Annotated in this window: 21 protein-coding genes and 1 other RNA gene; 12 read left to right on the top strand and 10 right to left on the bottom strand. The window is 64.8% G+C overall.

Annotated features, from left to right (window positions below; translation table 11 throughout):
• Nucleotides 1-48 precede the first annotated feature (48 nt).
• The gene (locus AC6H0R_RS02750; protein ID WP_497579803.1) at nt 49-1,623 is read left to right on the top strand and encodes a phospholipase D family protein; all 1,575 of its coding nucleotides are present in this window, start codon (nt 49-51) and stop codon (nt 1,621-1,623) included.
• Nucleotides 1,624-1,658: 35 nt separating this feature from the next.
• Nucleotides 1,659-1,757, top strand: an RNA gene (ffs, locus tag AC6H0R_RS02745) — signal recognition particle sRNA small type.
• Between the two features lie 45 nt (nt 1,758-1,802).
• Here the strand turns inward: ffs and AC6H0R_RS02740 are convergent.
• The 3 genes from AC6H0R_RS02740 to katG form a co-directional block, all read right to left on the bottom strand.
• On the bottom strand, nt 1,803-2,690 hold the full coding sequence (locus AC6H0R_RS02740) for a ZIP family metal transporter (protein WP_497579802.1): 888 nt from the start codon (nt 2,688-2,690) through the stop codon (nt 1,803-1,805).
• 101 nt (nt 2,691-2,791) lie between these two features.
• Nucleotides 2,792-4,009, bottom strand: coding sequence for a cyclopropane fatty acyl phospholipid synthase (gene cfa / locus AC6H0R_RS02735; protein ID WP_497579801.1), 1,218 nt, complete (start codon nt 4,007-4,009; stop codon nt 2,792-2,794).
• A 265-nt stretch (nt 4,010-4,274) separates the two neighbouring features.
• Complete coding sequence (gene katG, locus AC6H0R_RS02730; protein ID WP_497579800.1) at nt 4,275-6,428, bottom strand: catalase/peroxidase HPI; 2,154 nt, start codon at nt 6,426-6,428, stop codon at nt 4,275-4,277.
• Between the two features lie 292 nt (nt 6,429-6,720).
• Between katG and dnaX the strand changes: the two genes are divergently transcribed.
• The 8 genes from dnaX to AC6H0R_RS02690 all read left to right on the top strand — a co-directional run bounded on the left by dnaX (nt 6,721) and on the right by AC6H0R_RS02690 (nt 13,577).
• Complete coding sequence (dnaX, locus tag AC6H0R_RS02725; RefSeq protein ID WP_497579799.1) at nt 6,721-8,514, top strand: DNA polymerase III subunit gamma/tau; 1,794 nt, start codon at nt 6,721-6,723, stop codon at nt 8,512-8,514.
• Nucleotides 8,515-8,536: 22 nt separating this feature from the next.
• Nucleotides 8,537-8,860, top strand: coding sequence for a YbaB/EbfC family nucleoid-associated protein (locus AC6H0R_RS02720; RefSeq protein WP_497579798.1), 324 nt, complete (start codon nt 8,537-8,539; stop codon nt 8,858-8,860).
• Nucleotides 8,861-8,966: 106 nt separating this feature from the next.
• Complete coding sequence (gene recR, locus AC6H0R_RS02715; protein ID WP_497579797.1) at nt 8,967-9,560, top strand: recombination mediator RecR; 594 nt, start codon at nt 8,967-8,969, stop codon at nt 9,558-9,560.
• 102 nt (nt 9,561-9,662) lie between these two features.
• Nucleotides 9,663-10,253, top strand: coding sequence for a ubiquinol-cytochrome c reductase iron-sulfur subunit (petA, locus tag AC6H0R_RS02710; protein WP_497579796.1), 591 nt, complete (start codon nt 9,663-9,665; stop codon nt 10,251-10,253).
• A 3-nt stretch (nt 10,254-10,256) separates the two neighbouring features.
• Complete coding sequence (locus tag AC6H0R_RS02705) at nt 10,257-11,525, top strand: cytochrome b (RefSeq protein ID WP_497579795.1); 1,269 nt, start codon at nt 10,257-10,259, stop codon at nt 11,523-11,525.
• A complete protein-coding gene (locus AC6H0R_RS02700) occupies nt 11,522-12,274 on the top strand; it encodes a cytochrome c1 (protein ID WP_497579794.1) in 753 nt (250 codons plus the stop codon). The genes AC6H0R_RS02705 and AC6H0R_RS02700 overlap by 4 nt, the downstream gene beginning before the upstream one ends.
• Before the next feature lie 185 nt (nt 12,275-12,459).
• Complete coding sequence (locus AC6H0R_RS02695) at nt 12,460-13,056, top strand: glutathione S-transferase N-terminal domain-containing protein (RefSeq protein ID WP_497574516.1); 597 nt, start codon at nt 12,460-12,462, stop codon at nt 13,054-13,056.
• Between the two features lie 50 nt (nt 13,057-13,106).
• Nucleotides 13,107-13,577: a ClpXP protease specificity-enhancing factor gene (locus AC6H0R_RS02690; protein ID WP_497579793.1), complete on the top strand. Its 471-nt coding sequence runs from the start codon at nt 13,107-13,109 to the stop codon at nt 13,575-13,577.
• A gap of 50 nt (nt 13,578-13,627) precedes the next feature.
• On the opposite strand, the gene AC6H0R_RS02685 is transcribed toward AC6H0R_RS02690, so the two are convergent.
• Both AC6H0R_RS02685 and AC6H0R_RS02680 read right to left on the bottom strand, forming a co-directional pair.
• Nucleotides 13,628-14,203 (bottom strand): glycine zipper 2TM domain-containing protein, encoded by a 576-nt coding sequence (locus AC6H0R_RS02685; protein ID WP_497579792.1) that lies wholly within the window; start codon nt 14,201-14,203, stop codon nt 13,628-13,630.
• Between the two features lie 85 nt (nt 14,204-14,288).
• Complete coding sequence (locus tag AC6H0R_RS02680) at nt 14,289-15,536, bottom strand: D-amino acid dehydrogenase (protein ID WP_497579791.1); 1,248 nt, start codon at nt 15,534-15,536, stop codon at nt 14,289-14,291.
• Between the two features lie 141 nt (nt 15,537-15,677).
• Here AC6H0R_RS02680 and AC6H0R_RS02675 point away from each other — a divergent pair, with 141 nt between their 5' ends.
• A complete protein-coding gene (locus AC6H0R_RS02675; RefSeq protein ID WP_497579790.1) occupies nt 15,678-16,679 on the top strand; it encodes a class 1 fructose-bisphosphatase in 1,002 nt (333 codons plus the stop codon).
• Nucleotides 16,679-18,409, top strand: coding sequence for an autotransporter assembly complex protein TamA (locus AC6H0R_RS02670; RefSeq protein ID WP_497579789.1), 1,731 nt, complete (start codon nt 16,679-16,681; stop codon nt 18,407-18,409). Before AC6H0R_RS02675 ends, AC6H0R_RS02670 begins: the two co-directional genes overlap by 1 nt.
• A gap of 12 nt (nt 18,410-18,421) precedes the next feature.
• Here AC6H0R_RS02670 and AC6H0R_RS02665 read toward each other — a convergent pair whose 3' ends face one another.
• From AC6H0R_RS02665 to AC6H0R_RS02645, 5 genes are all read right to left on the bottom strand, one after another.
• Complete coding sequence (locus tag AC6H0R_RS02665) at nt 18,422-19,561, bottom strand: L-talarate/galactarate dehydratase (protein WP_497579788.1); 1,140 nt, start codon at nt 19,559-19,561, stop codon at nt 18,422-18,424.
• Nucleotides 19,562-19,585: 24 nt separating this feature from the next.
• Entirely contained in the window at nt 19,586-21,181 is a 1,596-nt protein-coding gene (garD, locus tag AC6H0R_RS02660; RefSeq protein ID WP_497579787.1) for a galactarate dehydratase, read from the bottom strand.
• 27 nt (nt 21,182-21,208) lie between these two features.
• Nucleotides 21,209-22,720 carry a tripartite tricarboxylate transporter permease gene (locus tag AC6H0R_RS02655; protein ID WP_497579786.1) on the bottom strand — a complete coding sequence of 504 codons (1,512 nt, stop codon included), beginning with the start codon at nt 22,718-22,720 and terminating at the stop codon, nt 21,209-21,211.
• An 18-nt stretch (nt 22,721-22,738) separates the two neighbouring features.
• Entirely contained in the window at nt 22,739-23,179 is a 441-nt protein-coding gene (locus tag AC6H0R_RS02650) for a tripartite tricarboxylate transporter TctB family protein (RefSeq protein ID WP_497579785.1), read from the bottom strand.
• A 67-nt stretch (nt 23,180-23,246) separates the two neighbouring features.
• The gene (locus AC6H0R_RS02645) at nt 23,247-24,293 is read right to left on the bottom strand and encodes a type 2 periplasmic-binding domain-containing protein (RefSeq protein WP_497579784.1); all 1,047 of its coding nucleotides are present in this window, start codon (nt 24,291-24,293) and stop codon (nt 23,247-23,249) included.
• Between the last annotated feature and the right edge of the window lie 17 nt (nt 24,294-24,310).

Genomic DNA, 24,310 nt, shown 5'->3' with positions numbered 1-24,310 from the left:
TGTGATCGGCCCGGTGCGGCGTTTAGCCTGAGGCCTCTGGAGGACGATGTGACGCGATTGCAGCGCATGGTGCAGCGAGCAGGCGGATTCCGGCGCTTCGTCGGATTGCTGTGCGTGCTGTTCCTTGCGTCGGGCTGCACGCTGCCGGCGCTGGAAGGGCGCAGTGTCAGCCATGCACCCGATCCGCTGGAAACGCGCTCCACCGTGCTCGGGCAGGCCGTGGTGCGCGCCTTGCCCGAGCGCGACGACCGGAGCGGCATCCATCCGCTCGCGGACGCGCACCATGCCTTTGCCGCCCGCATCTTGCTGGCGCGCAGCGCCGAGCGCTCGCTCGACGTGCAGTATTACATCTGGCGCAGGGACGTCACCGGCACGCTGCTGCTCAAGGCGCTGCACGACGCAGCCGACCGCGGCGTGCGGGTGCGCATGCTGCTGGACGACCATGGCACGGCGGCGGTGGACGAAGAAATGTCCGCATTCAATACGCATCCGCGCGTCGAGGTTCGCCTGTTCAACCCGTTCATCGTGCGCCAACCCAAATATTTTGGTTTTGTTACGGATTTTCGCCGGCTCAACCGGCGCATGCACAACAAGTCCTTCACCGCCGACAACCAGGTCACCATCGTTGGCGGACGCAACATCGGCGATGAGTATTTCGGCGCTACCGACGGCTTGATCTTCGCGGACCTGGATGTGCTCGCGATCGGTCCGGTGGTGGACGAGACCTCGCGCGATTTCGACCGCTACTGGGCCAGCGCCTCGGCGTATCCGGCCGAGCTGATCCTGCCGGAGCCCGAAGCCGATGCGCTGGAGCAGCTCAAGGCGGCCGGTGCCGTGGCGGAGAGTGCCGACGAAGCCAGCCGTTATCTGCGGACAGTACGCCGCTCGGGATTCCTGCGCGCCCTGCTGGCGGGGGAGCTGGCTTTTGAGTGGGCGACGACCCACATGGTCAGTGACGACCCGGCCAAGGGGCTGGCCAAGGCGGATCGCAAGGGGCATCTGATGCCGCAGCTGCGGGCCATCCTGGGGCAGCCGAAGCGCTCGGTCGATCTGGTCTCGCCCTATTTTGTGCCGACCGCCGCCGGGGTGGACGCCTTTGCGGAGCTGGTGCGACAGGGCATCCGCGTGCGCGTGCTGACCAACGCGCTCGAATCCACCGATGTGGCCGTGGTGCATGCCGGTTACGCGAAACGCCGCAAAGATCTGCTGCGTGCGGGGGTGATCCTCTACGAACTGCGTAATCCCGCAGCCGGTCCGGCGCTCAATCTGCGCGTCGGACCCTTCGGTAGCTCGGGTTCCAGCCTGCACGCCAAGACCTTTGCCATCGACGATGAGCGTGTTTTTGTGGGGTCTTTCAACTTTGATCCACGCTCGATGAACCTCAACACCGAGCTTGGCTTTGTGATCGAAAGTCCGCCGCTGGCGGCCGAGGTGGCCGATGCCTTCGAGCATACGATTCCGCTCAATGCTTACGAGGTCAGACTGTCCGAGGATGGCTGTGTGTATTGGCTGGAGCGCAATCCGGACGGTGTGCGTCGCCACGCCTATGAGCCCGGCACCGGGCCGTTGCAGCGCTTCGGCATCCGCTTCCTGTCGATCCTGCCGATTGAATGGCTGCTGTGAGGGCAGCCGGCCGAAACTGATACAATGCACGCCGTGGCGGGTCTCCCCGCATTGCAGAGCGGTGAACCTGGTCAGGGCCGGAAGGCAGCAGCCACAGCTGCAACCTGCAAGTGCCGGGGGTCAGGCTCGCCACCCTGAACATCCAGACGGGCGTCGCGTGAAGCGACGCCCGTTTTCGTTCACAGCAGCGTGTCGAGCAGCATCATGGTCACGAAGCCGAGCATCAGGCCGGCCGTGGCCAGGGTTTCGTGACCGCGGCGGTGTGACTCCGGAATGATCTCGTGGCTGACCACGAACAGCATCGCGCCTGCGGCCGCGGCCAGCCCCCAGGGCAGCAACGCAGCCGATAGGGTGACGGCGGCCGAGCCGATGATGGCGGCAAGCGGTTCCACCAGTCCCGACAGCGCTGCCACGCCAAAGGCCAGTTTGCGGCCGTAGCCTGCCGTGACCAGCGCGATGGCGACAATCAGGCCTTCCGGCACGTTCTGCAGCGAGATGCCGGTGGCCACGGCGTTGCCGGTGCCGGCCTCAGACGCCGCCACGCCGATGGCGAGGCCTTCCGGGATGTTGTGGACGGCAATGGCGAACACGAACAGCCATACCGCGCCGACGCTGCGCTCGACCCCGGGCTGGTGGGTGTGCGGCAGTGCGCGGTCCATGGCCAGCAGCAACAGTGCGCCGATGGCCAGGCCGCCCGCTACCAGCAGCCCCGCGCCGGTGTCGCTGGCGCCGCGCGCGATAGCCGTGTCGAAGGCCGGCTGCAGCAGTGAGAAGACGCTGGCGGCCAGCATCACCCCGGCGCCAAAGCCCAGTAGCGCGCCCTGCACGCCGGCGGAGATGCGGCGCATGACCAGTGCCGGAATGGCGCCCAGCGCCGTGGCGAGCGCAGCCATGGTGCCGCCGGCCAGCGCCCCGCGCAGGCCTTCGGGCAGGGCTGGCGGGGTGTGTGCGATCTGCATCAACAACAGGGACAGGCCGGTGAGCGCAATGCTCCAGCCGCTGAGCGCGCGCAGGAAGCCCGGCAGGCCGGCGCGCTGGAAATGCAGGCGGGCAACTTTGGCGACCATGGCGAACTCCTTGAATGCGTTGAAGACGATTCAAGTATCGCGGGCGGGCGTCAATAGTTCCAATTAAACGTAGTCAACTATCCGATAGCCATTGCGGATAGTCAGCGCGGGCAGCGATAACTCCCCGGTACGCCCGACGGCGACAGCACGAACTGCCACAGTTGCGTGGTGCGCGCGCGGAAGGTGCCGGCGCAGGCCAGCAGGTAGTAGCGCCACATGCGATAGAAGCGTTCTCCGTACTTGTCCGCGAACTGCGGCCAGGCCGCCTCGAAATTGGCATGCCAGGCCATCAGCGTGCGGTCGTAGTCGGCGCCGAAATTATGTACGTCCTCGACCACGAAGAAGGGCTCGGCGGTGTCGGCGATTTCGCCCAGCGAGGGCAGGTCGCCATTCGGGAAGATGTAGCGGTCGATCCACGGATCGGTCGGCACGCCGCGGCGGTTCTTGCCGATGGTGTGCAGTACGAACAGGCCGTCGTCGGCGAGTACGCGGCGCGCCGTCTCGAAATAGATGCGGTGGTTCTTGCGGCCGACATGCTCGAACATGCCGACCGAGGCGATGCGGTCGAACTGCCCCTTGAGCTCGCGGTAATCCTTGAGCAGGAACTCCACCGGCAGGCCGGTGCAGCGTGCAGCGCCGTAGTCGGCCTGTTCCCTCGATACCGTGACGCCACTGCAGCGGGCGCCGTAATGTTGTGCGGCGTAACGCATCAGGCTGCCCCAGCCGCAACCGATGTCGAGCATGCTCATGCCGGGCTGCAAGCCGAGCTTGCGGCAGATCAGGTCAAGCTTGGCGGTCTGTGCATCCGACAGCGTCTCGGCTTGCGCCCAGTAGCCGCAGGTGTAGGCCATGTGTTCGTCGAGCATGGCTTCGAACAGGTCGTTGCCGATGTCGTAGTGCTCGTGGCCGACCTGCCAGGCGCGGCGCATGCTCTGCAGGTTGAACAGCCGGGCGCGCAGACCCTGCACCATCATGGTCATGTTGCCGACCTTCTCGTCGAGCCGGGCAGTGAGTACGCGCGCAAAGAACTCGTCGAGTCGGTCGCAATCCCACCAGCCTTCCATGTAGCTCTCGCCCAGCCCAAGGCTGCCGCGCGCGAGGATGCGCTCGGCCGTTTCGGGGTGGTGGAAGTGCAGGTCCCAGGGTCTATCGCCGCCGATCTGCACATCGGCCTCGGCGAGCAGGTCGGCCACCGCGTCGAGCGCGGCGCGGTCCTTGCGTCGCGGCGCGACGGGCAGGTGTGGCGGTACCCGCGAATGACCGCCGTGACGGGCGGGAAGACGCCGGGAGGTTTCGGTTGCGGAGCTTGCCTGTTCCATCGTTTTCCTCTTCCCTGAACAAGGTTTGAGGCCACGGCGGGCCGGAGCTTGCCTGTTCGTCGCGTGGCGCGGCGGACACCGGAAAATCCGGGGCTACTCTAACTTAGCCTGTTTGGTCGGGTAAACCACCAATCTTTCAGTGCTTTGTGCGCTGTATGAAGGCGTCCGGTCATGCTGTAAACGGCTTCAGGGCCTGTTCTCATTGGCTCCGGCGGGCGGCAGCGAATGAGAACAGGCCCTGAAGCCTGTCTCTGGGCCCGAAGGCTCAGGCGAGGTCGAAGCGGTCGGCGTTCATGACCTTGGTCCAGGCTGCGACGAAGTCACGCACGAACTTCTCCTTGCTGTCGTCCTGCGCATACACCTCGGCATAGGCCCGCAGGATGGAGTTGGAACCGAACACCAGATCGACACGGCTGGCCGTCCACTTCACCGCGCCAGTCTTGCGGTCGCGGATCTCGTAGGTGTTCTTGCCGGTCGGCTTCCACGTGTAGGCCATGTCGGTGAGATTGACGAAGAAGTCGTTCGTCAGCGCACCGGCCTTGTCCGTGAACACGCCATGCTTGCTGCCGCCGTGGTTGGTGCCGAGCACGCGCATGCCGCCGATCAGCACCGTCATTTCGTGCGCGGTGAGACCCATCAGCTGGGCGCGGTCGAGCAGCATCTCCTCCGGAGTGGGGATGTAGTCGTCCTGCTTCAGCCAGTTGCGGAAGCCGTCGTGTACCGGCTCCAGCGGCTCGAAGGACTCGGCATCGGTCTGCTCCTGACTGGCATCCCCACGGCCTGGCGCAAACGGCACTGGTACGTTGAAGCCGGCCGCCTTGATGGCCTGCTCCAGCCCGACGTTGCCGCCCAGTACGATCACGTCGGCCACGCTGGCGCCGGATTCCTTGGCGATTTTTTCGTACGCCGCCAGGACCTTGGCCAGACGTTGCGGCTCATTGCCGGCCCAGTCCTTCTGCGGAGCCAGGCGGATACGCGCACCGTTGGCGCCGCCACGCATGTCCGAACCACGATAGGTGCGGGCGCTGTCCCAGGCGGTGCAAATCATGTCCGACTGGCTCAGGCCGGCCGCGGCGATCTTTGCCTTGACCGCGTTGACGTCGTAGCTCTTGTTGCCGGCCGGTACCGGATCCTGCCAGATCAGGTCTTCGGCCGGGACTTCGGGGCCGATGTAGCGGACCTTCGGGCCCATGTCGCGGTGGGTCAGCTTGAACCAGGCGCGGGCAAAGGTCTTGGCCAGGTAGTCCGGGTCCTTGTAGAAGCGCTCGACGATCTTGCGGTACGCGGGGTCCATCTTCATGGCCATGTCCGCGTCGGTCATGATCGGGTTGCGGCGGATCGACGGGTTCTCGGAGTCGACCGGCTTGTCCTCTTCCTTGATGTTGATCGGCTCCCACTGGAACGCACCGGCCGGGCTCTTCTTCGACTCCCACTCGTAGTTGAGCAGCAGGTAAAGATAACCGTTGTCCCACTTGGTCGGGTTGGTGGTCCAGGCGCCTTCCAGTCCGCTGGTGACGGCATCTGCGCCGACGCCGCGCTTGGTATGGTTGTTCCAGCCCAGACCCTGCTCCTCGACGTTGGCGGCTTCGGGCTCGGGGCCGAGCAGCGCCGCGTCGCCGTTGCCGTGGCACTTGCCGACGGTGTGGCCGCCGACCGTCAGCGCGGCGGTTTCCTCATCGTCCATGGCCATGCGCTTGAAGGTTTCGCGCACATCCTTGGCGGTCTTGAGCGGATCGGGCTGACCATCCACGCCCTGCGGGTTCACGTAGATCAGGCCCATCATCACGGCAGCGAGCGGGTTCTGCAGGTCGCGCTGGCCGGAATAGCGGCTGTTGGGATTGTCGGTGGGGGCCAGCCATTCCTTCTCGGAGCCCCAGTACACGTCTTTCTCGGGATGCCAGATGTCGGCACGGCCGAAGGCGAAACCGTAGGTTTTGAGGCCCATGGACTCGTAGGCAACGTTGCCGGCGAGGATGATCAGGTCGGCCCAGGACAGTTTGTTGCCGTACTTCTTCTTGATCGGCCACAGCAGTCGGCGGGCCTTGTCGAGGTTGGCGTTGTCCGGCCAGGAGTTGAGCGGGGCGAAGCGCTGGTTGCCGGTGCCGCCGCCACCACGGCCGTCAGCCATGCGGTAGGAGCCGGCAGCGTGCCAGGCCATGCGGATCATCAGGCCGCCGTAGTGGCCCCAGTCAGCCGGCCACCAGTCCTGGCTGTCGGTCATCAGCGCGGTGAGGTCTTTCTTGAGCGCAGCACAGTCGAGCTTCTTCACTTCCTTGCGGTAGTCGAAGTCCTCGCCCAGCGGATTGGTCTTGGTGTCGTGCTGGTGCAGGATGTCGAGGTTCAGTGTCTTCGGCCACCACTCGGTCACCGAACTGGAGCTCTCGGTGTTGCTGCCGTGCATTACGGGACATTTGCTCATGGTTTCATCCTCCTCTGGATTTGCCTGGGGAACTGCAGCTGCCGATCAGGCCGTTTCGGCCAGATCTGCGAGTACGGCGCACAAGGTTTCGAGTACCAAGTCGAAGACGGTGTTCATCCGCAACATACTCCTTTACCTCTCCTCATGGTCGCAGCAAAGGGCTGCGGACAGATGAAGCTTAGGTTTCCGTTTTTGATAGAGCTAATGGATCGTAAGTATTCCTTCGATTGGTTTTGGCAATGATCCTGCTGCTTGCCCGGCGGACTGTTCGCGCCTGCTAGAATCCGACGCCATGAGCTACCAGGTCCTCGCGCGCAAATGGCGCCCCCGTTCCTTTGCCACCCTCGTGGGGCAGGATCACGTCGTGCGTGCGCTGTCGCATGCGCTGGAGACCGGCCGGCTGCACCATGCCTGGCTGTTTACGGGCACACGCGGGGTGGGCAAGACCACCATCAGCCGCATCCTCGCCAAGGCGCTCAACTGCGAAACCGGCATGACGGCTGAGCCCTGTGGCAAGTGCGGCGCCTGCCTGGCCATTGATGCGGACCGTTTCCCGGACTATGTAGAGATGGATGCCGCGTCCAACCGCGGCGTCGATGACATGGCAGCGCTGCTCGACCGCGCCGTGTATGCGCCGGTGCAGGGGCGCTACAAGGTCTACATGATCGACGAAGTGCACATGCTCACCGGGCATGCCTTCAACGCCATGCTGAAGACGCTCGAAGAGCCGCCCGAGCACGTCAAGTTCATTCTTGCCACCACTGATCCGCAGAAGATTCCGGTCACGGTGCTGTCCCGTTGCCTGCAGTTCAACCTCAAGCAGATGTCGCAGGGCGCCATCGTCGACCACCTGTCGCACATCCTCGGCGAGGAAACCGTCGAATTCGAGCGCCCGGCCTTGTCGCACATCGCGCGCGCGGCCGGCGGCTCGATGCGCGACGCGCTGTCGCTGCTCGATCAAGCCATCTCGCACGGCGCCGGCAAGGTCGAGGAAGAGGGCGTTTCGCGCATGCTCGGCACGGTGGGTGACGACCACCTTTACGGCGTGCTCGACGGCCTGATTGCAGGTGACGTGCAGGCCATGCTGGGGGTCGCCGAGGCGATGGAGATGCGCAGCCTGTCGTTCGACTCCGCGCTGCAGGCGCTGGCCTCGCTGCTGTCGCGCATCGCACTGTCGCAGTTCGCGCCGGGTGCGATTGCCGATGACACCGAGCGCGCCCGCATCGTGCCGTATGCCGAGGCGCTCGACGCCGAGTACCTGCAACTCGCCTATCAGATTGCGATTCACGGGCGTGACGAACTGGCGCTGGCGCCGGATGAATACACTGGTTTCACGATGACGCTGCTGCGTCTGCACGCCTTCCGACCCGAGCAGCCGTCTGCGCTGGGCGGTGCTGCGCCGGCGGCGGGCGGTGGCGCAGGGCGGGCGCAGTCGATGCCCGCACGTGCGGCGGCACCTGCTCCAGTCGCAAGGCCTGCGGCCGCAGCACCTGCACCTGCGCCGGCTCCCGAAGCGCGTCGTGCCGAGCCGGTCGCGCCGCCGTCCCGCGCTGCCGAGCCGCCGCCCTGGGAAGACGTGCCGTCGGCAATGCCTGATGACCGCCCGGTTTCGGCGCAGGAAATCTTCGATGAAGCCCCCGTCTCTGCAGCCGTGCAGGCGCCGGTGGCAGCCGATGCTACCGGCGAGGTTTCGGCTGCGCTGGCCGCGGCGGACTGGCATGCGCTGCAGCGGGCGCTGGGCCCGAGCGGCATGCTGCGTGAGCTGTGCCTGCACTGCGAGTGGGTCGGCTTTGCCGATGACACGCTGGTGTTGCGTCTGGCCAAGACGCACCATCACCTGCTGGAAATGAATGCCGGCGCTGCGGCACGCCTGTCTGAACTGCTCACTGCACGCGCCGGGCGCCCCTTGCGGGCGCGCGTCGAGATCGGAGCCATCGAGAGCGAGACCCCGGCGCAGCGTCACGAGATCGAGCGTCGCGCCAGGCATGCTGCTGCGGTCGAGGCGCTGGAGAGCGATCCTTTTGTGTGCGAGGTGATCGAGCGATTCGACGCGCGTTTTGTCGAAGAGTCGGTCAAGCCGCTGTAAAAACAACCTGGAGTACGAAGAAATGATGAAGGGCGGAATCGCCGGGCTGATGAAGCAGGCCCAGCAGATGCAGGAAAACATGAAGAAGATGCAGGACCAGCTGGCCTCCATCGAAGTCGAGGGCCAGTCCGGCGCCGGTATGGTCAAGGTGCAGATGACCTGCAAGTACGACGTGCGCCGCGTGTCCATCGACGATTCGGTGATGGACGACCGCGAGATGCTCGAAGACCTGCTGGCCGCAGCGGTGAATGATGCCGTGCGCCGTGTCGAGACCACTACGCAGGAGAAAATGTCCGGTGTCACGGCCGGCATGAACCTCCCGCCGGGCATGAAGCTGCCGTTCTGAATCTCCTTGCAGGTCAGATCGGTTTGCGTGCATCTGGCGTGCTGGGTTTCTGCAGGCGCAGAACGTCAGATGTACTGCCCTTCTCCGACCGACGTGAATATTCCCCATGTCCCCATCCAGTCTCGACGCCTTGATCGAAGCCCTGCGCTGCTTGCCGGGCGTCGGGCCTAAATCCGCCCAGCGCATGGCCTACCATCTGCTGCAGCGCGACCAGCGCGGCGCGGCAAAGCTGGCGGGAGCCTTGCACAATGCGCTGGCGGTATTGCGTCATTGCCAGATGTGCAACAGCTTCACCGAGGACGCGATTTGCCGGCGCTGTGCCGATCCGCAGCATGATCGCAGTCTGTTGTGTGTCGTCGAGATGCCGGCGGACCTGGCCGTGATCGACCAGACGCATGCCTACAAGGGGCTGTACTACGTGCTGATGGGGCGCTTGTCGCCGCTCGACGGCATCGGTCCGCGCGAACTCGGGCTGGAGCGCCTGATTGCGCGAGCCACGGACGGCGAAGTGCAGGAAGTCATCCTCGCGACCAACTTCACCAATGAGGGGGAGGCCACGGCCCACATGGTGTCGGGGCTGCTCGCGGCGCGTGGCGTGCGCATATCGCGTCTGTCGCGCGGGGTTCCGGTCGGAGGCGAGCTGGAGCATGTCGATGCAGGCACCGTCGCGCAGGCGCTACTGGACCGTCGCGCGCTGTAATTGGCATACGTCTGTCGTTGCGGGCTTTTTCTGACCTGCCTTTATCCCCTATAATGCGCAAGTTTTTTGAACCGGAATTCTGTATTCCTTCAGGAAGAGGCCATGAGCGTGGAACAAGAGATGGACAGTAGTCGCCGCAACCTGCTGGTTGCGACGTCGGTGGTCGGCGGCGCCGGCGCGGTCGCTGTCGCCGTGCCATTTGTCGCAAGCCTGACCCCCTCGGATCGTGCCAAAGCGGCCGGCGCGCCGGTCGAGGCCGACATCAGCCAGCTCGCTCCGGGTGAGATGATGACGGTCGAGTGGCGCGGCAAGCCGGTGTGGATCCTGCGTCGTACGCCCGAGATGATCGCTTCGCTCGACAAGACCGAAGACAAGGTCAGCGATCCGGCCTCCGAGAGGGAGATGCAGCCTGCGTACGCGCAGAACAAGCACCGCTCGATCAAGGAAGAGTATCTGGTCACGGTCGGTATTTGTACCCACCTTGGCTGTTCGCCCTCCGAGAAGTTCAAGATGGGTGCCGAGAGCGGCGTGGGCGCTGACTGGCCGGGCGGTTTCCTGTGCCCCTGTCACGGCTCCATGTTCGATCTGGCCGGTCGCGTCTACAGCAGCATGCCCGCGCCGACCAACCTCGAAGTGCCTCCGCACATGTATCTCTCCGACACCACGATTCTCGTGGGTGAAGACAAGGCCTAAGCCATGACGACAAAATCTCAGGCTCTGCTCAACTGGATCGACGAGCGCTTCCCGCTGACGTCGAACTACAAGGCGCACCTCTCCGAGTACTACGCGCCCAAGAACTTCAACTTCTGGTACTTCTTCGGCTCGCTGGCGCTGCTCGTGCTGGTGATCCAGATCGTGACCGGCATCTTCCTGGTCATGCACTACAAGCCGGACGCCTCGCTCAACGCGTCGGGCATCCCCATCGCCTTCGCCAGCGTGGAATACATCATGCGCGAAGTGCCGGGTGGCTGGCTGATCCGCTACATGCACTCGACCGGCGCTTCGGCGTTCTTCGTGGTCGTGTATCTGCACATGTTCCGCGCCATGATCTACGGCTCCTACCGCAAGCCGCGCGAACTGCTGTGGATCTTCGGCGTGCTGATCTTCCTGTGCCTGATGGCCGAGGCCTTCATGGGCTATCTGCTGCCGTGGGGTCAGATGTCCTTCTGGGGCGCACAGGTCATCATCAACCTGTTCTCCGCCATTCCGCTCATCGGGCCGGACCTGTCGGAAGTGATTCGTGGTGACTTCGTCATCGGTGACGCGACGCTGAACCGCTTCTTTGCGCTGCACGTGATTGCCGTACCGCTGGTGCTGATCGGCCTGGTTGCCGCGCACATCATCGCGCTGCACGAAGTGGGTTCGAACAACCCGGACGGTATCGAGATCAAGAAGAAGAAAGACGCCAACGGCATCCCGCTCGACGGCATTCCGTTCCACCCGTACTACTCCGTCAAGGACATGGTCGGTGTCGGTGTGTTCCTGTTCTTCTTCTCGGCCGTGGTGTTGTTCTATCCCGAGGGCGGCGGTTACTTCCTCGAATACAACAACTTCATCCCGGCTGATCCGCTGAAGACGCCGCCGCACATCGCGCCGGTGTGGTACTTCACGCCGTTCTACTCGGTGCTGCGCGCGGTCACCTTCCCGCTGTTCGGTCTCGACGCCAAGTTCTGGGGTGTCGTGGCAATGGGCGCTTCGGTGGTCATCATCGCCTTCCTGCCGTGGCTGGACCGCAGCCCGGCCAAGTCGATCCGCTACCGCGGCCCGATCTACAAGACCGCGTTGTTCGTGTTCATCGTTTCCTTCTTCATCCTCGGCTACCTCGGCGTGCTGGCGCCGACGCCGGGCCGTACGCTGGCTGCGCAGATCTGCTCGGTGATCTACTTCGCGTTCTTCCTGCTGATGCCGTGGTACACCAAGATCGACAAGTGCAAACCGGAACCGGAAAGGGTGACCTTCAAATGACAATCCGCATGATCAAGTCCCTCAAGCGGCTCGCGGCGGCAGCGCTGTTTGCGCCGGCGCTGGCTTTCGGCGCCGCGGCCTCGGTCGATCTCGACCGTGCGCCGGTCAGCATGGATCCGGCGTCCCTGCAGCATGGCGCCAAGCTGTTCGTGAATTACTGTCTGAACTGTCACTCGGCGAGCTTCGTGCGTTACAACAAGCTCACCGAGATCGGTCTGACCGAAGACCAGATTCGCGATAACCTGATGTTTGCTGGCGAGCGTGTCGGTGACCTGATGACCATCGCGATGCGTCCGAAAGAGTCCAAGGCATGGTTTGGCGCCACGCCGCCGGATCTGTCGCTGATTGCGCGTCAGCGCAACTCGGGTGATGGTTCCGGTGCCGACTGGCTCTACACCTACCTGCGTCAGTTCTACCGTGACGAGAACCGTCCGACCGGCTGGAACAACGTGATCTTCGAAAACGTCGGCATGCCGCATGTGCTGTGGGAACTGCAGGGCGAGCAGGTGGCCGAAATCACCCAAGGTGAGCACGGCAAGGAGGTCAAGCTGTCCATCGCCAAGCCGGGCAAGATGAGTCCGGACGAGTACGATGAGGCAGTCGCGGATCTCGTTTCCTTTCTGGTCTGGATGGGTGAGCCGGTAGCCGAAAAGCGCAAGAACATCGGTGTGTATGCGCTGATTTTCCTGGTGGGCTTTACGGCGCTGGCTTACGTGCTGAAAAAGAACTACTGGAAAGACATTCACTGACGTCCGGGCGCACCGCGTAAGCGGGACGCGCCGTTTTGATGAGACGCACCACGCGATGACCGCGTGGTGCGCTTTGTTTTTTGCCGCAGGGCCGCCCCAAGGCAAAACCGCCCCTTCTTGGGGGAGCGAGTCCGCGATTGCGGGCATGCGTTTGGGTATATTTTTGAATCGGGAGTTTCAATCTCATGATGACCCTTTATTCCGGGACGACTGACCCCTTCAGTCACCGTTGCCGGATCGTGCTCTTCGAAAAGGGCATGGACTTCGAGGTGATCGACGTCGATCTCTACAACAAGCCCGAAGACATCGCCGTGATCAACCCGTACAACCGCGTTCCGGTGCTGGTCGACCGTGATCTGGTGCTGTACGAGGCCAACATCATCAACGAGTACATCGACGAGCGCTTTCCGCATCCGCAACTGATGCCGCCCGATCCGATCCTGCGTGCCCGTGCGCGTCAGCTGCTGCACAGCTTCGAGCAGGAGCTGTTCGCCCACATCGATCAGCTCGAAAAGGGCCAGAAGGCCGCCGACAAGAGCCGCGCCGCGGTGCGCGACCAGCTCGTGCAGTTTGCCCCGCTGTTCACCAAGCAGAAGTTCATGCTGGGCGACGAGTTCTCGATGCTCGATGTGGCCATCGCGCCGCTGCTGTGGCGCCTTGAGCACTACGGCATCGAACTGCCGAAGACCGCTGCCGGCATCATGAAGTACGGTGAGCGCATCTTCAGTCGTCAGGGTTTCATCGACGCCCTGACTCCTTCCGAAAAGGTGATGCGCCGCTGAGCGCATCGGCAGGTGGCCCGGCTTCGGCCGGGCACCCGCCCTGACATGCCATGAATCCTGCTGCTTCCACCCATCCCTATCTTGTGCGGGCCATCCACGAATGGTGCCTCGACAGCGGCTTCACGCCCTACGTCGTGGTCCGTGTAGATGGCGACGTACTGGTCCCCCCGGGCTACGCGCGGGAGGGGCAGATCGTGCTTAATCTCGATCCGGGCGCGACCAATCGGCTGAATTTTGCACCCGAGGGGATCGGCTTCCAGGCCCGCTTTGGCGGTGCAGCCCACGACCTGTGGCTGCCGTATGGCAACCTGCTGGCAATCTATGCGCGCGAAAACGGTCGCGGGCTGGCCTTCACGCAGGGCATGGCATTCGAACTGCATCCGGAACAGGGTGAGATGGAGGCCGACGAGGACGCGCATGCTGCTGCCGACGAGCCGCAGGCCCAGGCCGAAACGCCTCCGCCCGACGACGAGCCGCCGCGGCCCGGTAGCCGCGGTGCACATCTGAAAGTGATCAAGTAGCGTCGAAGCCGGAAGGGCCCGGGTCCCGGGTTTCCGGCTTTCAGCTCAATTCACAGCCCGCGCAGCGTCCAGCTGCCGTCATTGCGACGACAGCCCACTCCGCGTTTGGCACTGCGCGCAGCGCCGTCCACATCCAGCGAGAACACCCGGCAATCTGCCTGGTCGCGGTGAGGACCAAGCGGCGTGAGCGTGTAACGCAATCCGCCATCTCCCTCCCAACGCACGGCTTGTCCGTCGCGAGCCAGTTCCAGGCTGTGCGCAATACAGGCTTCGTCTGCTCGGTCCATGCGGGAGCCGATCTCGGCACCGATCATCGAGCCGATCACGGTACCGGCCAGAATCGCGATGACGCGTCCGCTGCCGTCGCCGATCTGGCTGCCGACGGCGCCACCCACAACCCCCCCAAGAACGGTCGCAACGCTGCGGCGGTCGCAGCGTCCTCCGATGACGCCGTAGTCGCGCTCCCATTGTTTGCCGGTGTAGCCCGGGTAGGACGGGTCGTTCTTGGCTCGCCAGCCGTGTGCCGGGGCATGCGCGGGCGGTGCAGCGGAAATCAGCAGCGGCGTGGCGCCGATCAGCGTGGCACTGACGCAGACGAGCAGACTTCTGAGCGAGGGGGTGTGCATGATGATCTCCGGTGTGGGGCAACACCTTCAATCTAGCAGCCGTGGCTGTGTGCCGATGAAATAAGTTGCAAGCCGTCGGCAGGGCTCACATACCGTAGAGGGGAAAACCGCCCACGGTGGGTTTGCCGCCCTGCAGCAAGGTGCTCAAGACCTTGGCCGAGCCGCAGGCCAGCGTCCAGCCGAGCGAGCCATGGCCGGTATTCAGCCACAGGCCGTCAAGCCTGGAGCGGCCAATGATCGGCACATAGGAAGGCGTGCAGGGGCGCAGTCCGGCCCAGTGCTCGGCTTGCGCGGTGTTGCAGGCGCCGGGGAAGAGGTCGTCGATCCAGCGCAGCAGCGGGCGTGTGCGGTTGGCGTCCGGCGAGGCATCGTAGCCGCTGATCTCGGCCGTGCCGGCCACGCGCAGCGTGTCGCCCAGGCGCGAGGCCACCAGTCGGCGGGATTCGTCGGTAAGACTCACGCTGGGCGCGCGCGCAGCATCAACGACCGGTGCCGTCACTGAATAGCCCTTGACCGGATAGATCGGCAGATGCTCGCCATGCGGCGCCAGCAGGCGCGCACCGTGACTGCCCAGACACATCACGAAGGCATCGGCTTCAAGCTGCTTGCGGGCGCCCGCTGTGCGCACCGTGACGGCATGTACGCGCGAGGCGCGGCGTTCGAGCCCGGTGATTTCGGTGTCGAAGTGAAAACGCACCCCGTGTTCTGCCGCACGTTCAGCCAGTGCGGCGGTGAACAGGCGTGCATTGCCCGACTCGTCGTCTGGCGCATACAGGCCGCCGGCCAGCCGGGAGGAGACGTGTGTCAGCGCGGGGTCAATCTCCGCGCACTCGGCCGGCGTCTGCAGCGTGCAGCGGATGCCGTGTTCGGTCAGCAAGGGCATGCGCGCGCGGGCGTGTTCGAGTTCGCGGGTGTCGTAGAGCAGATGCAGGATGCCGCGTGTGCGTTCCTGGTACTGGAGCCCGGTTTCGGCGCGCAAGCTGCGCAGGCAGTCCGCGCTGAACACCGCGAGACTAGCAATGGCGTGGGCGTTGCGCTGGTGGCGGGCCGGCAGACACTCCTGCAGAAAGCGCAGCATCCACAGCCAGCGCCTCGGCTCCAGGCCGATGTTCAGGCGCAGCGGTGCGTCGCTGCGCCCGAGCGAACGCAGCGCGATCATCGGCGCGGTCGGGCCGGACCACGGCTCCGGGTGGCTGACGGAAATCTGTCCGCCATTGGCGAAGCTTGTCTCCAGCGCCGGTCCGGGCTGACGGTCGACCACACTGACTTCAAAGCCGGCCTGCAGCAGATACCAGGCGGTGGTGACGCCGGTAACGCCGGCACCGAGAACCATTACGTGCATAGAGAATCAGGAGGGAATTGAGCGGTCCGACATCACCGTTTCGTCTTGATGCTGGTCGGAGCGGGCCGCAGGCGGGATAATTCTATCCTTTCATTCCGCTCCCGGCTTGACCGGACACCTCTGGAGCCTCGCATGGCACGCGTCACCCTTACCCAGCATCTGATCGAACAACAGCGCGCAGGCCGCATCAATGCTGACCTGCGGCTGTTGATCGAAGTCGTGGCCCGCGCCGTCAAGGCCATCAGCGTCACCATCTCCAAGGGCGCCCTGGCCGGCGTGCTCGGCAATGCCGGCAGCGACAACGTGCAGGGCGAGGCGCAGAAAAAGCTCGACGTGCTCGCCAACGACATCCTGCTGCAGGCCAACGAGTGGGGTGGTCACCTCGCCGCGATGGCCTCGGAAGAGGTCGAAGAGGTGCACCAGATTCCCTTCGACTACCCCAAGGGCGGCTACCTGCTGCTGTTCGATCCGCTCGATGGCTCGTCCAACATCGACGTGAACATTTCGGTCGGCACCATCTTCTCGGTGCTGAAGAACCCGCCGTCCGATGGCGAGCCGACGGAAGCCGCCTTCATGCAGCCGGGTACCGAGCAGGTTGCGGCCGGTTACGGCCTGTATGGTCCGTCCACGATGTTCGTGCTGACCATCGGCGACGGCGTACATGGCTTCACGCTGGATCGCGAGATGGGCAGCTTCATCTACACCCACCCGTTCATGACCATTCCACACGAAACCTCCGAGTACGCCATCAATGCTTCGAATTACCGTCATTGGGAAGCGCCGATCAAGCGCTACATCGATGAACTGGAGCAGGGCAAGGCCGGCCCGCGCGGGCGTGATTTCAACATGCGTTGGGTGGCGGCGATGGTGGCCGACGTGCATCGCATCCTCACCCGTGGCGGCGTGTTCATGTATCCGCTCGACGAAAAGTGCCGTGCCCAGGGTGGCCGTCTGCGCCTGATGTACGAGGCCAACCCGATGGCGATGGTCATCGAGCAGGCCGGCGGTGCGGCCAGCACCGGCCGCGAACGCATCATGGAAGTGCAGCCGACCAAGCTGCATCAGCGCATTCCGGTAGTGCTGGGTTCGACCGCCGAGGTCGAGCGCGTCGCAGACTACTACCGCGAGGCTTGATGCAGGTCCGCGTCGCGCTCGCTGTTGTGTTCGCGCTCTTCGCTGCGCCGGTGCCGGCGCAGGAGGGGCGATTGGCCGTCGCGCTGGATGCGCCCGATGCCTTGCGGCCGCTGCTTGAGCAGCATGTGCGTCTGCTACGGGTCGAGCAGGTCGTTCCCGAACGAATTGCCGACCGCATCGCGCTGATCCGCCGTTCGCGTCGCGACATCGGCAGCCTGCTGGCGACCGAAGGGTATTTCGCACCGCTCATCGACTTCGAGCGCGAGTCCCCCGAGCGCTGGCGCATCGTCGTCGATCCCGGTCCGCGCGCTACGATAGCGGCTGCTGACCTCGTTTTTGAAGGCCATCTGGCCGCCGATACGTCCGAGGCCCAGGCGCGGCGTGAGCGTCTGCGCGCGGCTTGGGCGCTGCAGCCTGGTCAGCCCTTCCGTCAATCCGACTGGGATGCCGCCAAGCAGTCGCTGCTCTACGAAGTGTCCACCCGCGACTATGCGGCGGCCCGCATTGCTGACAGCCGGGCCGAGGTCGATGTCGAGGCCGCGATCGTGCGGCTGTCCGTTACGGTCGACTCCGGCCCGCCGTTCCGTATCGGTGCGCTCGAAGTGAAGGGCATCGAGCGCCTGCCCGAGGATTTCGTCGAGCGCTACTTCACCCTGCAGGAAGGCGAGGCCTTTGACCGAGAGCGTCTTCTGGCGCTGCAGAGCAGCCTGCAGAACCTGCCGCAGTTCGCCTCGGTGTCGGTCGACATTCCGCGTGATCCCGCGTTGGCCGATGCCGTGCCGGTGCGTGTGCGGGTTTCCGAGGCCGAGTCCCGCCGTCTGGCCCTCGGGGCCGGCCTGTCCACCAACACCGGCATGCGGGTCGAGGCCGGCTGGCGCAACGTGAACTTCATGGGTCGCGGTTGGGAGCTGGATACCGGGTTGCGGCTGGAGCAGAAGCGCCAGAGCCTGTTTGCCGACATCTTCCTGCCGCCCACGCGCGAGAACGTGCGCGACAGCTTCGGCGCCATGGTCGAGGCAACCGACATCGAAGGTCTGCGCACGGATCGGTACGCCATTGGCGCCGTGCGCGCCTGGACGTTCGGAGACGACGAGACCGCGCTGTCGCTGCGCTACCAGCGCGAGCGCCTGCGTCCCGACGGAGGCGACGAAGCCACCAACAAGGCGCTGACCGCCAGCCTCTCATGGACGCGTCTGCGCGTGAATGACCCGCTCGATCCGCGCAGCGGTTATGTATTGCGCGGCGAAATCGGCGGTGGCGCGAAGTCCTTGCTGTCCGACCAGGATTTCCTGCGGATCTATGGCCGCGCCGTGCGCTATCTGCCGATCGGCGAAGACACGCTGATTCTGCGCGGCGAGCTTGGCGCCACCCTAGCCAGCAGTCGAGATGGCATCCCGCTCGATTACCTGTTCCGTACCGGCGGTTCGCAAACGGTGCGTGGCTATGACTACGAGAGCCTGGGCGTGCAGGACGGTGATGCCACGCTGGGGGGGCGATATCTGGCCACTGCCAGCGCCGAGTACATCAACTGGTTCCGGCCGCAATGGGGCGTGGCGACCTTCATCGATGTGGGTGACGCTGCCGATTCACGCCGGGATCTGGACCCCAAGGTCGGCGTCGGTGTCGGCGCCCGCTGGCGCAGTCCGGCCGGGCCGATTGCGCTGGATCTGGCCTACGGGCAAGACGATCAGCGATTCAGGCTGCATTTCTCGGTGGCCATCGCGTTCTGACAGCTCTCCGCCTCAGGGGCGATGCCCGAACTCGGCGGAGTCGTTTGTCCAGGCCCGTGCCTGATCGGTCAGGCTGACCCCCAGGCCGGGTCGGGTAGGTACCAGCATGCGACCTTCTGCCAGCTCCAGACGCTCGTTGAACAGTGGCTCCAGCCACTCGAAATGTTCCACCCATGGTTCGGTGGGGTAGGTCGCGGCGAGGTGGATGTGCAGTTCCATCGCGAAGTGTGGCGCCATCATCAGGCCGGCGTGGTGCGCGATGCCGGCGATCTTCAGGAAGGGCGTGATGCCGCCCACGCGCGGACCGTCGGGCATCAGGAAGTCGGCGCCGCGCTGGCGGATGAGTTCGGCGTGTTCGGCCACGCTGGTGAGCATCTCTCCGGTGGCAATCGGCGTGTCGAACTGCGCGGCCAGCGCGGCGTGGCCATCAAAGTCGTAGCAGTCCAGCGGCTCCTCGATCCAGATCAGGTCGAACTGTTCGAACACGCGGCACATGCGCTGCGCGGTCGGGCGGTCCCATTGCTGGTTGGCGTCCACCATCAGCGGGAAGTCGCCCAGATGCGCGCGCACCGTCTCGACGCGGTGGATGTCGATCTTGCCGTCGGGCTGGCCGACCTTGAGCTTGATGCCGCCGATGCCGCGCTCGCGCGAGCGGTCGGTATTCACCAGCAACTGCTCCAGCGGCGTGTGCAGAAAGCCGCCCGAGGTGTTGTAGCAGCGCACCGAGTCGCGCTGGGCGCCGAGCAGCTTGGCCAGCGACAGCCCGGCGCGTCTGGCTTTCATGTCCCATAGCGCGACGTCGAAGGCGCCGATGGCCTGGTTGGCCAGGCCGCTGCGACCCACCGAGGCACCCGCCCAGCACAGCTTGTCCCACAGTCGCGCGATGTCGTTGGGGTCTTCGCCGAGCAGTGTCGGCGCGATCTCGCAGGCGTGGGCGAACTGGCCCGGCCCGCCGGCGCGCTTGGCGTAGCTGAAGCCCAGGCCGGAGTGACCGTCGGCCGATTCGACCTCGACGAACAGCATGGCGATTTCGGTCATCGGCTTCTGCCGGCCGGTCAGCACCTTGGCGTCGCTGATGGAGTTAGCCAGAGGCAAGGTGACGGAGGAGGTCCGCATCCATTCGATGCGGTCGTGCGGGATCGTATTGGTCACGTCGGCGCTCACGGGGGCAGCGGCTCAAGTCACCGGCGCCGGGTTGAACAGCGTCAGCGCGTTGGCGAGCTTCCATTTCTCGGCCCAGGTCTGGCGGCCACTCGCGACTTCCAGCATCAGGTGGAAGAGCTCCCAGCCGGCTTCCTCGATGGTGATCTCGCCGTCGGCGATGCGCCCCGCGTTGACGTCCATCAGGTCGTGCCAGCGGCGCGCCAGATCGCTGCGCGTGGCCACCTTGATGACCGGGCACTCGGCCAGCCCGTAAGGCGTGCCGCGGCCGGTCGTGAAGATGTGCAGGTTCATGCCGGCGGCCAGCTGCAGCGTGCCGCAGATGAAGTCGCTGGCCGGCGTGGCGGCGTAGATCAGACCGCGCTGGCGTAGCTTTTCGCCCGGTGCCAGTACGCCGCTGATCGGCGCGGTGCCGGACTTGATGATCGAGCCCATAGCCTTTTCGACGATGTTCGACAGCCCGCCTTTCTTGTTGCCCGGTGTGGTGTTGGCGCTGCGGTCCACACGGCCCTTGTCGAGGTAGGCGTCGTACCAGGCCATCTCGCGGATCATCGCCTCGGCGACCTCGGCATTGACCGCGCGGGAGGTGAGCTGGTCGATGCCGTCGCGCACCTCGGTGGTTTCCGAGAACATCACGCTGGCTCCGGCGCGTACCAGCAGGTCGGTGGCAAAGCCCACGGCCGGGTTGGCCGTGACGCCGGAGAAGGCGTCCGAGCCGCCGCACTGCACGCCGACCACCAGTTCCGAGGCCGGACAGGTTTCGCGGCGGCGTGCGTTGAGGCGCCCGAGATGGTCCTCGGCAGTCTTGAGGATGCTGTCGACCATGGACATGAAACCGACGTGATGCTCGCTCTGCAGGCACACCACGTCGAGCTCGGGGTTGGCCGTCAGGCCGACGTCGGCAACGTTGCGCTCGTCGAGAATCGGGATGCTGCCGGGCGGCAGCAGGCGCTCGGGCTGCAGCTTCTCGCAGCCCAGGCTGACCACCATCACCTCGCCGCCGAAGTTGGGGTTGAGGCTGATGTTGCGCAGCGTGCGGATCGGGATGATCGCGTCCGGCGCGTCGATGGCCACGCCACAGCCGTAGGTGTGTTCCAGCCCGACCACGTCGTCCACGTTGGGGTACTTCGGCAGCAGTTCGCTCTTGATGCGCTGCACGGCGAAATCCACGACGCCGGCCACGCACTGCACGGTGGTGGTGATGGCGAGGATGTTGCGCGTGCCCACCGAGCCGTCCGGGTTGCGGTAGCCCTCGAAGGTGTAGCCCTCCAGCGGCGGCAGGGGTTCGGGCTTGCGGGTCGCGATCGGCAGGCCTTCCAGCTCGCGGGCGGCTGGCATGCGCAGCAGACGCTCATGCACCCAGCTGCCGGCCGGGATGGCCTGCAGCGCGTAGCCGATGGCGACGTTGTAGCGCAGCACCGGCGCATCGGCGGGGAGATCGGTCAATGCCACCTTGTGCCCCTGCGGCACGTGCTCGCGCAGCGTCAGGCCGTTGGCCAGCACGGTGCCGGCCGGCAGGCCGCCGTCGTTGGCGACGATGGCGACGTTGTCGTCCGGATGCATGCTGATGACCAGCGGTTCGCGCTTGGTCGGAGTGGTTGCTGCGCTCACGTAGTTCTCCTGCGACGGGTCATCCCGTCACTGTGCTGCCTGCGGAGCCGCCGCCAGGCGCTTGGCCTTGCAGTAACTGTAGATCGAATAGCCCACCGACAGCGCGATCAGCCCCCACAGGAAGACGGCGATCGGGCTCTTGGTGAAGAAGATGCTCACGGTGCCGAAGGATTCCAGGCTTTTGACGAAGTACACCTCCGCCGACGGCCCGAGGATGAAGCCGATGATGAAAGGCGCGATCTCCAGCCCCAGCTTGACGCCGACGAAGCCGACCAGACCGAAGATCAGCAGCGTCCACACGTCGAACATGATGCCGCTGTTGATCGCATACGCGCCGACCACGCACATCATCATGATGCCGGGGTAGAGCAGGTACTTCGGCACCGTGATGACCTTGGCAATGTGGCGGATGGCAAACCACATCACCAGGAACATGATGAGGTTGGCAGCCACCAGGCCGATCATCATCACGTCCCAGGTGACCGGGTTTTCGCTGATGAACAGCGGCCCGACCTGGATGCCCTGCAGCGTGAAGGCGCCGATCAGCACGGCCGTGGTGCTGTCGCCCGGAATGCCCAGCGACAGCAGCGGCACCAGCGCGCCGCCGGTCAGGCCGTTGTTGGACGATTCCGAAGCCACCACGCCGGGCGGATGGCCGGTGCCGAACTTGTCGCTGTCCTTGGAGAAGTTCTTGGCCTGTGAGTAGGCCAGTACCGAGGCGGCGCTGCCGCCGACGCCGGGCAGCATGCCGATGAAGGTGCCGATGGAGGCGGAGCGAACCAGGTTGGTGCCCTGGCCCTTGAACACGCGCCACTGGAAGCGCTTTCCGGCGGCCAGTTTGACGCGCTCGGCGTGTTCGTCGCGCACGCCCTTCTGCGCTTCCTCGAAGATCACCGAGAGGCCGAACAGGCCGATCAGCAGCGGCAGCAGCGAGAAGCCGTTTTCCAGCCACGGCGACAGCGCCTCGGGGATGATGCGCAATTCGCCGTTGCCGCCGCTACTCATGTTGTAGACGCCGAACAGGCTCACGTAGATGCCCAGCACACCCGAGAAGATGCCGACCAGCAGCGACTTGCTCAGCGAGGCGATGACGGTGAGCGCGAACAGGATGATCAGGAACTTCTCGACGTAGGAGAACTTGATCGCCCAGTCGGCCAGCGTCGGGGCAAACCAGAACAGCACGGCGGCGCTGAACAGGCCGCCGAACAGCGACGCGGCGATGCCGATCTTGAGCGCCTTCTCGGGGTCGCCGTTGCGTGTCATCGGATAACCGTCGAAGGTCGTAGTGATCGACGAGGGCGTGCCGGGGATGTTGATCAGGATGGCCGGTACCAGGCCGCCGGAAATGCCGCCCACGTACAGACCGAGCAGCAGCGCGAGGCCATGGTTCAGGTCCAGCGCATAGGTCATCGGCAGACACACGGCTACGGCCATGGTGGCGGTCATGCCGGGAATCGCGCCGAACAGGATGCCGATGATGGTGCCCAGAGCCACCAGCAGGAAGTAGCTGGCGTCGAGCGAAGAGAGAATTGCGTCCATGACGGGGGTTCCTCGCGCTTAGGGCAGGGTGATGCGGAAAAGGTGAGCGAACACGAGCCACACCAGCGTTGGCGTGATCAGTGCGTTGAGTGCCATCAGCAGGGTCTTGCGGCGCGTGTTGTCATGCACGAACAGCCACGACAGCGCGAAGCCATACACCCAGGACGTGAGCAGAAAGCCGACGCCGACGTTGGGGTAGATCGAGCCGACCGGCTCCATCGCAGCGAAATACACGGGCGTCAGGATCAGGCAGCCGAAGAGTCGGCGCTTGTCCATCTGCCAGCCGCGCATGCGGGCCCCCAGCGGGGTTTCCCGCCATTGCGCCAGCCAGCGCCGGCTGTGGGTGGCGACGATTGCCAGGGCCAGGGCTGCGAGCGCCCATTCGATGATGTTCGGGAACAGCAGATGCGACCGGTCGAAGTCGATCTGAACCTTCAGCAGGTCTGCGATGTTTTCCATTGCTTCGTCCGTCTCGGGCGGTGCGCGGAGTGCGGTGCCGGCCGGGCTGGCCGGCACCGCGTGGTGCTTACTTGATCTTGTCGATCAGCGTCTTGGTGCCGTCAGACTTCTTCTTCAGATAGGCCTGTGCTTCGTCGGCCGGCATGAAGTTGGGGATGAAGAAGGACTTCTTCAGCGTCGCCTGGATCTCCGGAGCGGCATAGATTTCGGCCAGCGCCTTGTCGATCTCGGCGACTGCCTTCGGGTCGATCTCCTTGTTGTAAATCAGGAAGAACTCCTTGTCGAAGGCCCAGTCCTGCTTGCCGTCGAGCGTCACCGAAGAGGCCGGCGTGGCGTACTTCAGCAGTTGCTCGCGCGAGGTCTGCCCCATGCCTTCCGGGTTGGCCTGCTGCAGCGTCTTCTCGCGTGCGGTGATCCACACGAAGCGCATTGCCTTCTGATCTTCGGCCGGCAGGCGGGTGTATTGCTCGTTGCCCTGCACGGAGCCGTTGATCAGGTCGGCGTTGCCGTCAAACAGCAGCTGGTTCTTGTCCGACTGCGAGCCGGTGTTGACCGCCACGATGTTCCCTTCCTTGCCCGGGAAACGCACGCTCACGGCGTTCTTGATGGCGGTGAAACCCAGCGCCGACACGCCGCCCGGCTGGATGGCCACACGCACGCGCTGGTCCTTGCCGGCCGCCTGGATGATGTCGTCGATGGTGTTGTACGGCGATTTGGCCGGCACCAGGAAGGCGTCACCCGGGTTGATTGCGACTGTGGGTCCGATGCGGTACTTCTCGAAGATGTCGAAGAAGCCGCGCACGCCGTAGTGATAACCGGCGTAGGACTGATCGTGGAACAGCATGATGGTGCTGCCGTCCGCGCCGCTCTTGTCGATGGCCTGGAAGGCGGCGGTGGGGCCGACCGCGTCGACCTTGGCGTTGATGCCGAGCTTCTTGGAAAGGGCCTCGGCGACGATGGCTGAGACCTGATAGGTGTCTCCGCCGGTCGAGGTCGAGCCGATGACGACGCGTACGTTGCTGGGCAGTGCACTGTCGGCCGCAAAGGCCGGTGCCGTGATGCCTGCGGCGAAGGTCGATGCCGCAAGACTCATTGCGATGGTCAGCTTTTTCATTGTGTGAAGTCTCCTCT

It is taken from the genome of Pseudazoarcus sp. NS36 (assembly GCF_059703705.1).
Note: the sequence above shows the minus strand (reverse complement) of the source record. Positions and strands in the feature narration are given on the sequence as shown.

Coding starts and splice junctions, on each gene's coding strand:
- AC6H0R_RS02740 (WP_497579802.1), bottom strand. CDS start 2,690: ATGGTCGCCAAAGTTGCCCGCCTGCATTTCCAGCGCGCCGGCCTGCCG.
- cfa (WP_497579801.1), bottom strand. CDS start 4,009: ATGGAACAGGCAAGCTCCGCAACCGAAACCTCCCGGCGTCTTCCCGCC.
- katG (WP_497579800.1), bottom strand. CDS start 6,428: ATGAGCAAATGTCCCGTAATGCACGGCAGCAACACCGAGAGCTCCAGT.
- dnaX (WP_497579799.1), top strand. CDS start 6,721: ATGAGCTACCAGGTCCTCGCGCGCAAATGGCGCCCCCGTTCCTTTGCC.
- AC6H0R_RS02720 (WP_497579798.1), top strand. CDS start 8,537: ATGATGAAGGGCGGAATCGCCGGGCTGATGAAGCAGGCCCAGCAGATG.
- recR (WP_497579797.1), top strand. CDS start 8,967: ATGTCCCCATCCAGTCTCGACGCCTTGATCGAAGCCCTGCGCTGCTTG.
- petA (WP_497579796.1), top strand. CDS start 9,663: ATGAGCGTGGAACAAGAGATGGACAGTAGTCGCCGCAACCTGCTGGTT.
- AC6H0R_RS02705 (WP_497579795.1), top strand. CDS start 10,257: ATGACGACAAAATCTCAGGCTCTGCTCAACTGGATCGACGAGCGCTTC.
- AC6H0R_RS02700 (WP_497579794.1), top strand. CDS start 11,522: ATGACAATCCGCATGATCAAGTCCCTCAAGCGGCTCGCGGCGGCAGCG.
- AC6H0R_RS02695 (WP_497574516.1), top strand. CDS start 12,460: ATGATGACCCTTTATTCCGGGACGACTGACCCCTTCAGTCACCGTTGC.
- AC6H0R_RS02690 (WP_497579793.1), top strand. CDS start 13,107: ATGAATCCTGCTGCTTCCACCCATCCCTATCTTGTGCGGGCCATCCAC.
- AC6H0R_RS02685 (WP_497579792.1), bottom strand. CDS start 14,203: ATGCACACCCCCTCGCTCAGAAGTCTGCTCGTCTGCGTCAGTGCCACG.
- AC6H0R_RS02680 (WP_497579791.1), bottom strand. CDS start 15,536: ATGGTTCTCGGTGCCGGCGTTACCGGCGTCACCACCGCCTGGTATCTG.
- AC6H0R_RS02675 (WP_497579790.1), top strand. CDS start 15,678: ATGGCACGCGTCACCCTTACCCAGCATCTGATCGAACAACAGCGCGCA.
- AC6H0R_RS02670 (WP_497579789.1), top strand. CDS start 16,679: ATGCAGGTCCGCGTCGCGCTCGCTGTTGTGTTCGCGCTCTTCGCTGCG.
- AC6H0R_RS02655 (WP_497579786.1), bottom strand. CDS start 22,720: ATGGACGCAATTCTCTCTTCGCTCGACGCCAGCTACTTCCTGCTGGTG.
- AC6H0R_RS02650 (WP_497579785.1), bottom strand. CDS start 23,179: ATGGAAAACATCGCAGACCTGCTGAAGGTTCAGATCGACTTCGACCGG.
- AC6H0R_RS02645 (WP_497579784.1), bottom strand. CDS start 24,293: ATGAAAAAGCTGACCATCGCAATGAGTCTTGCGGCATCGACCTTCGCC.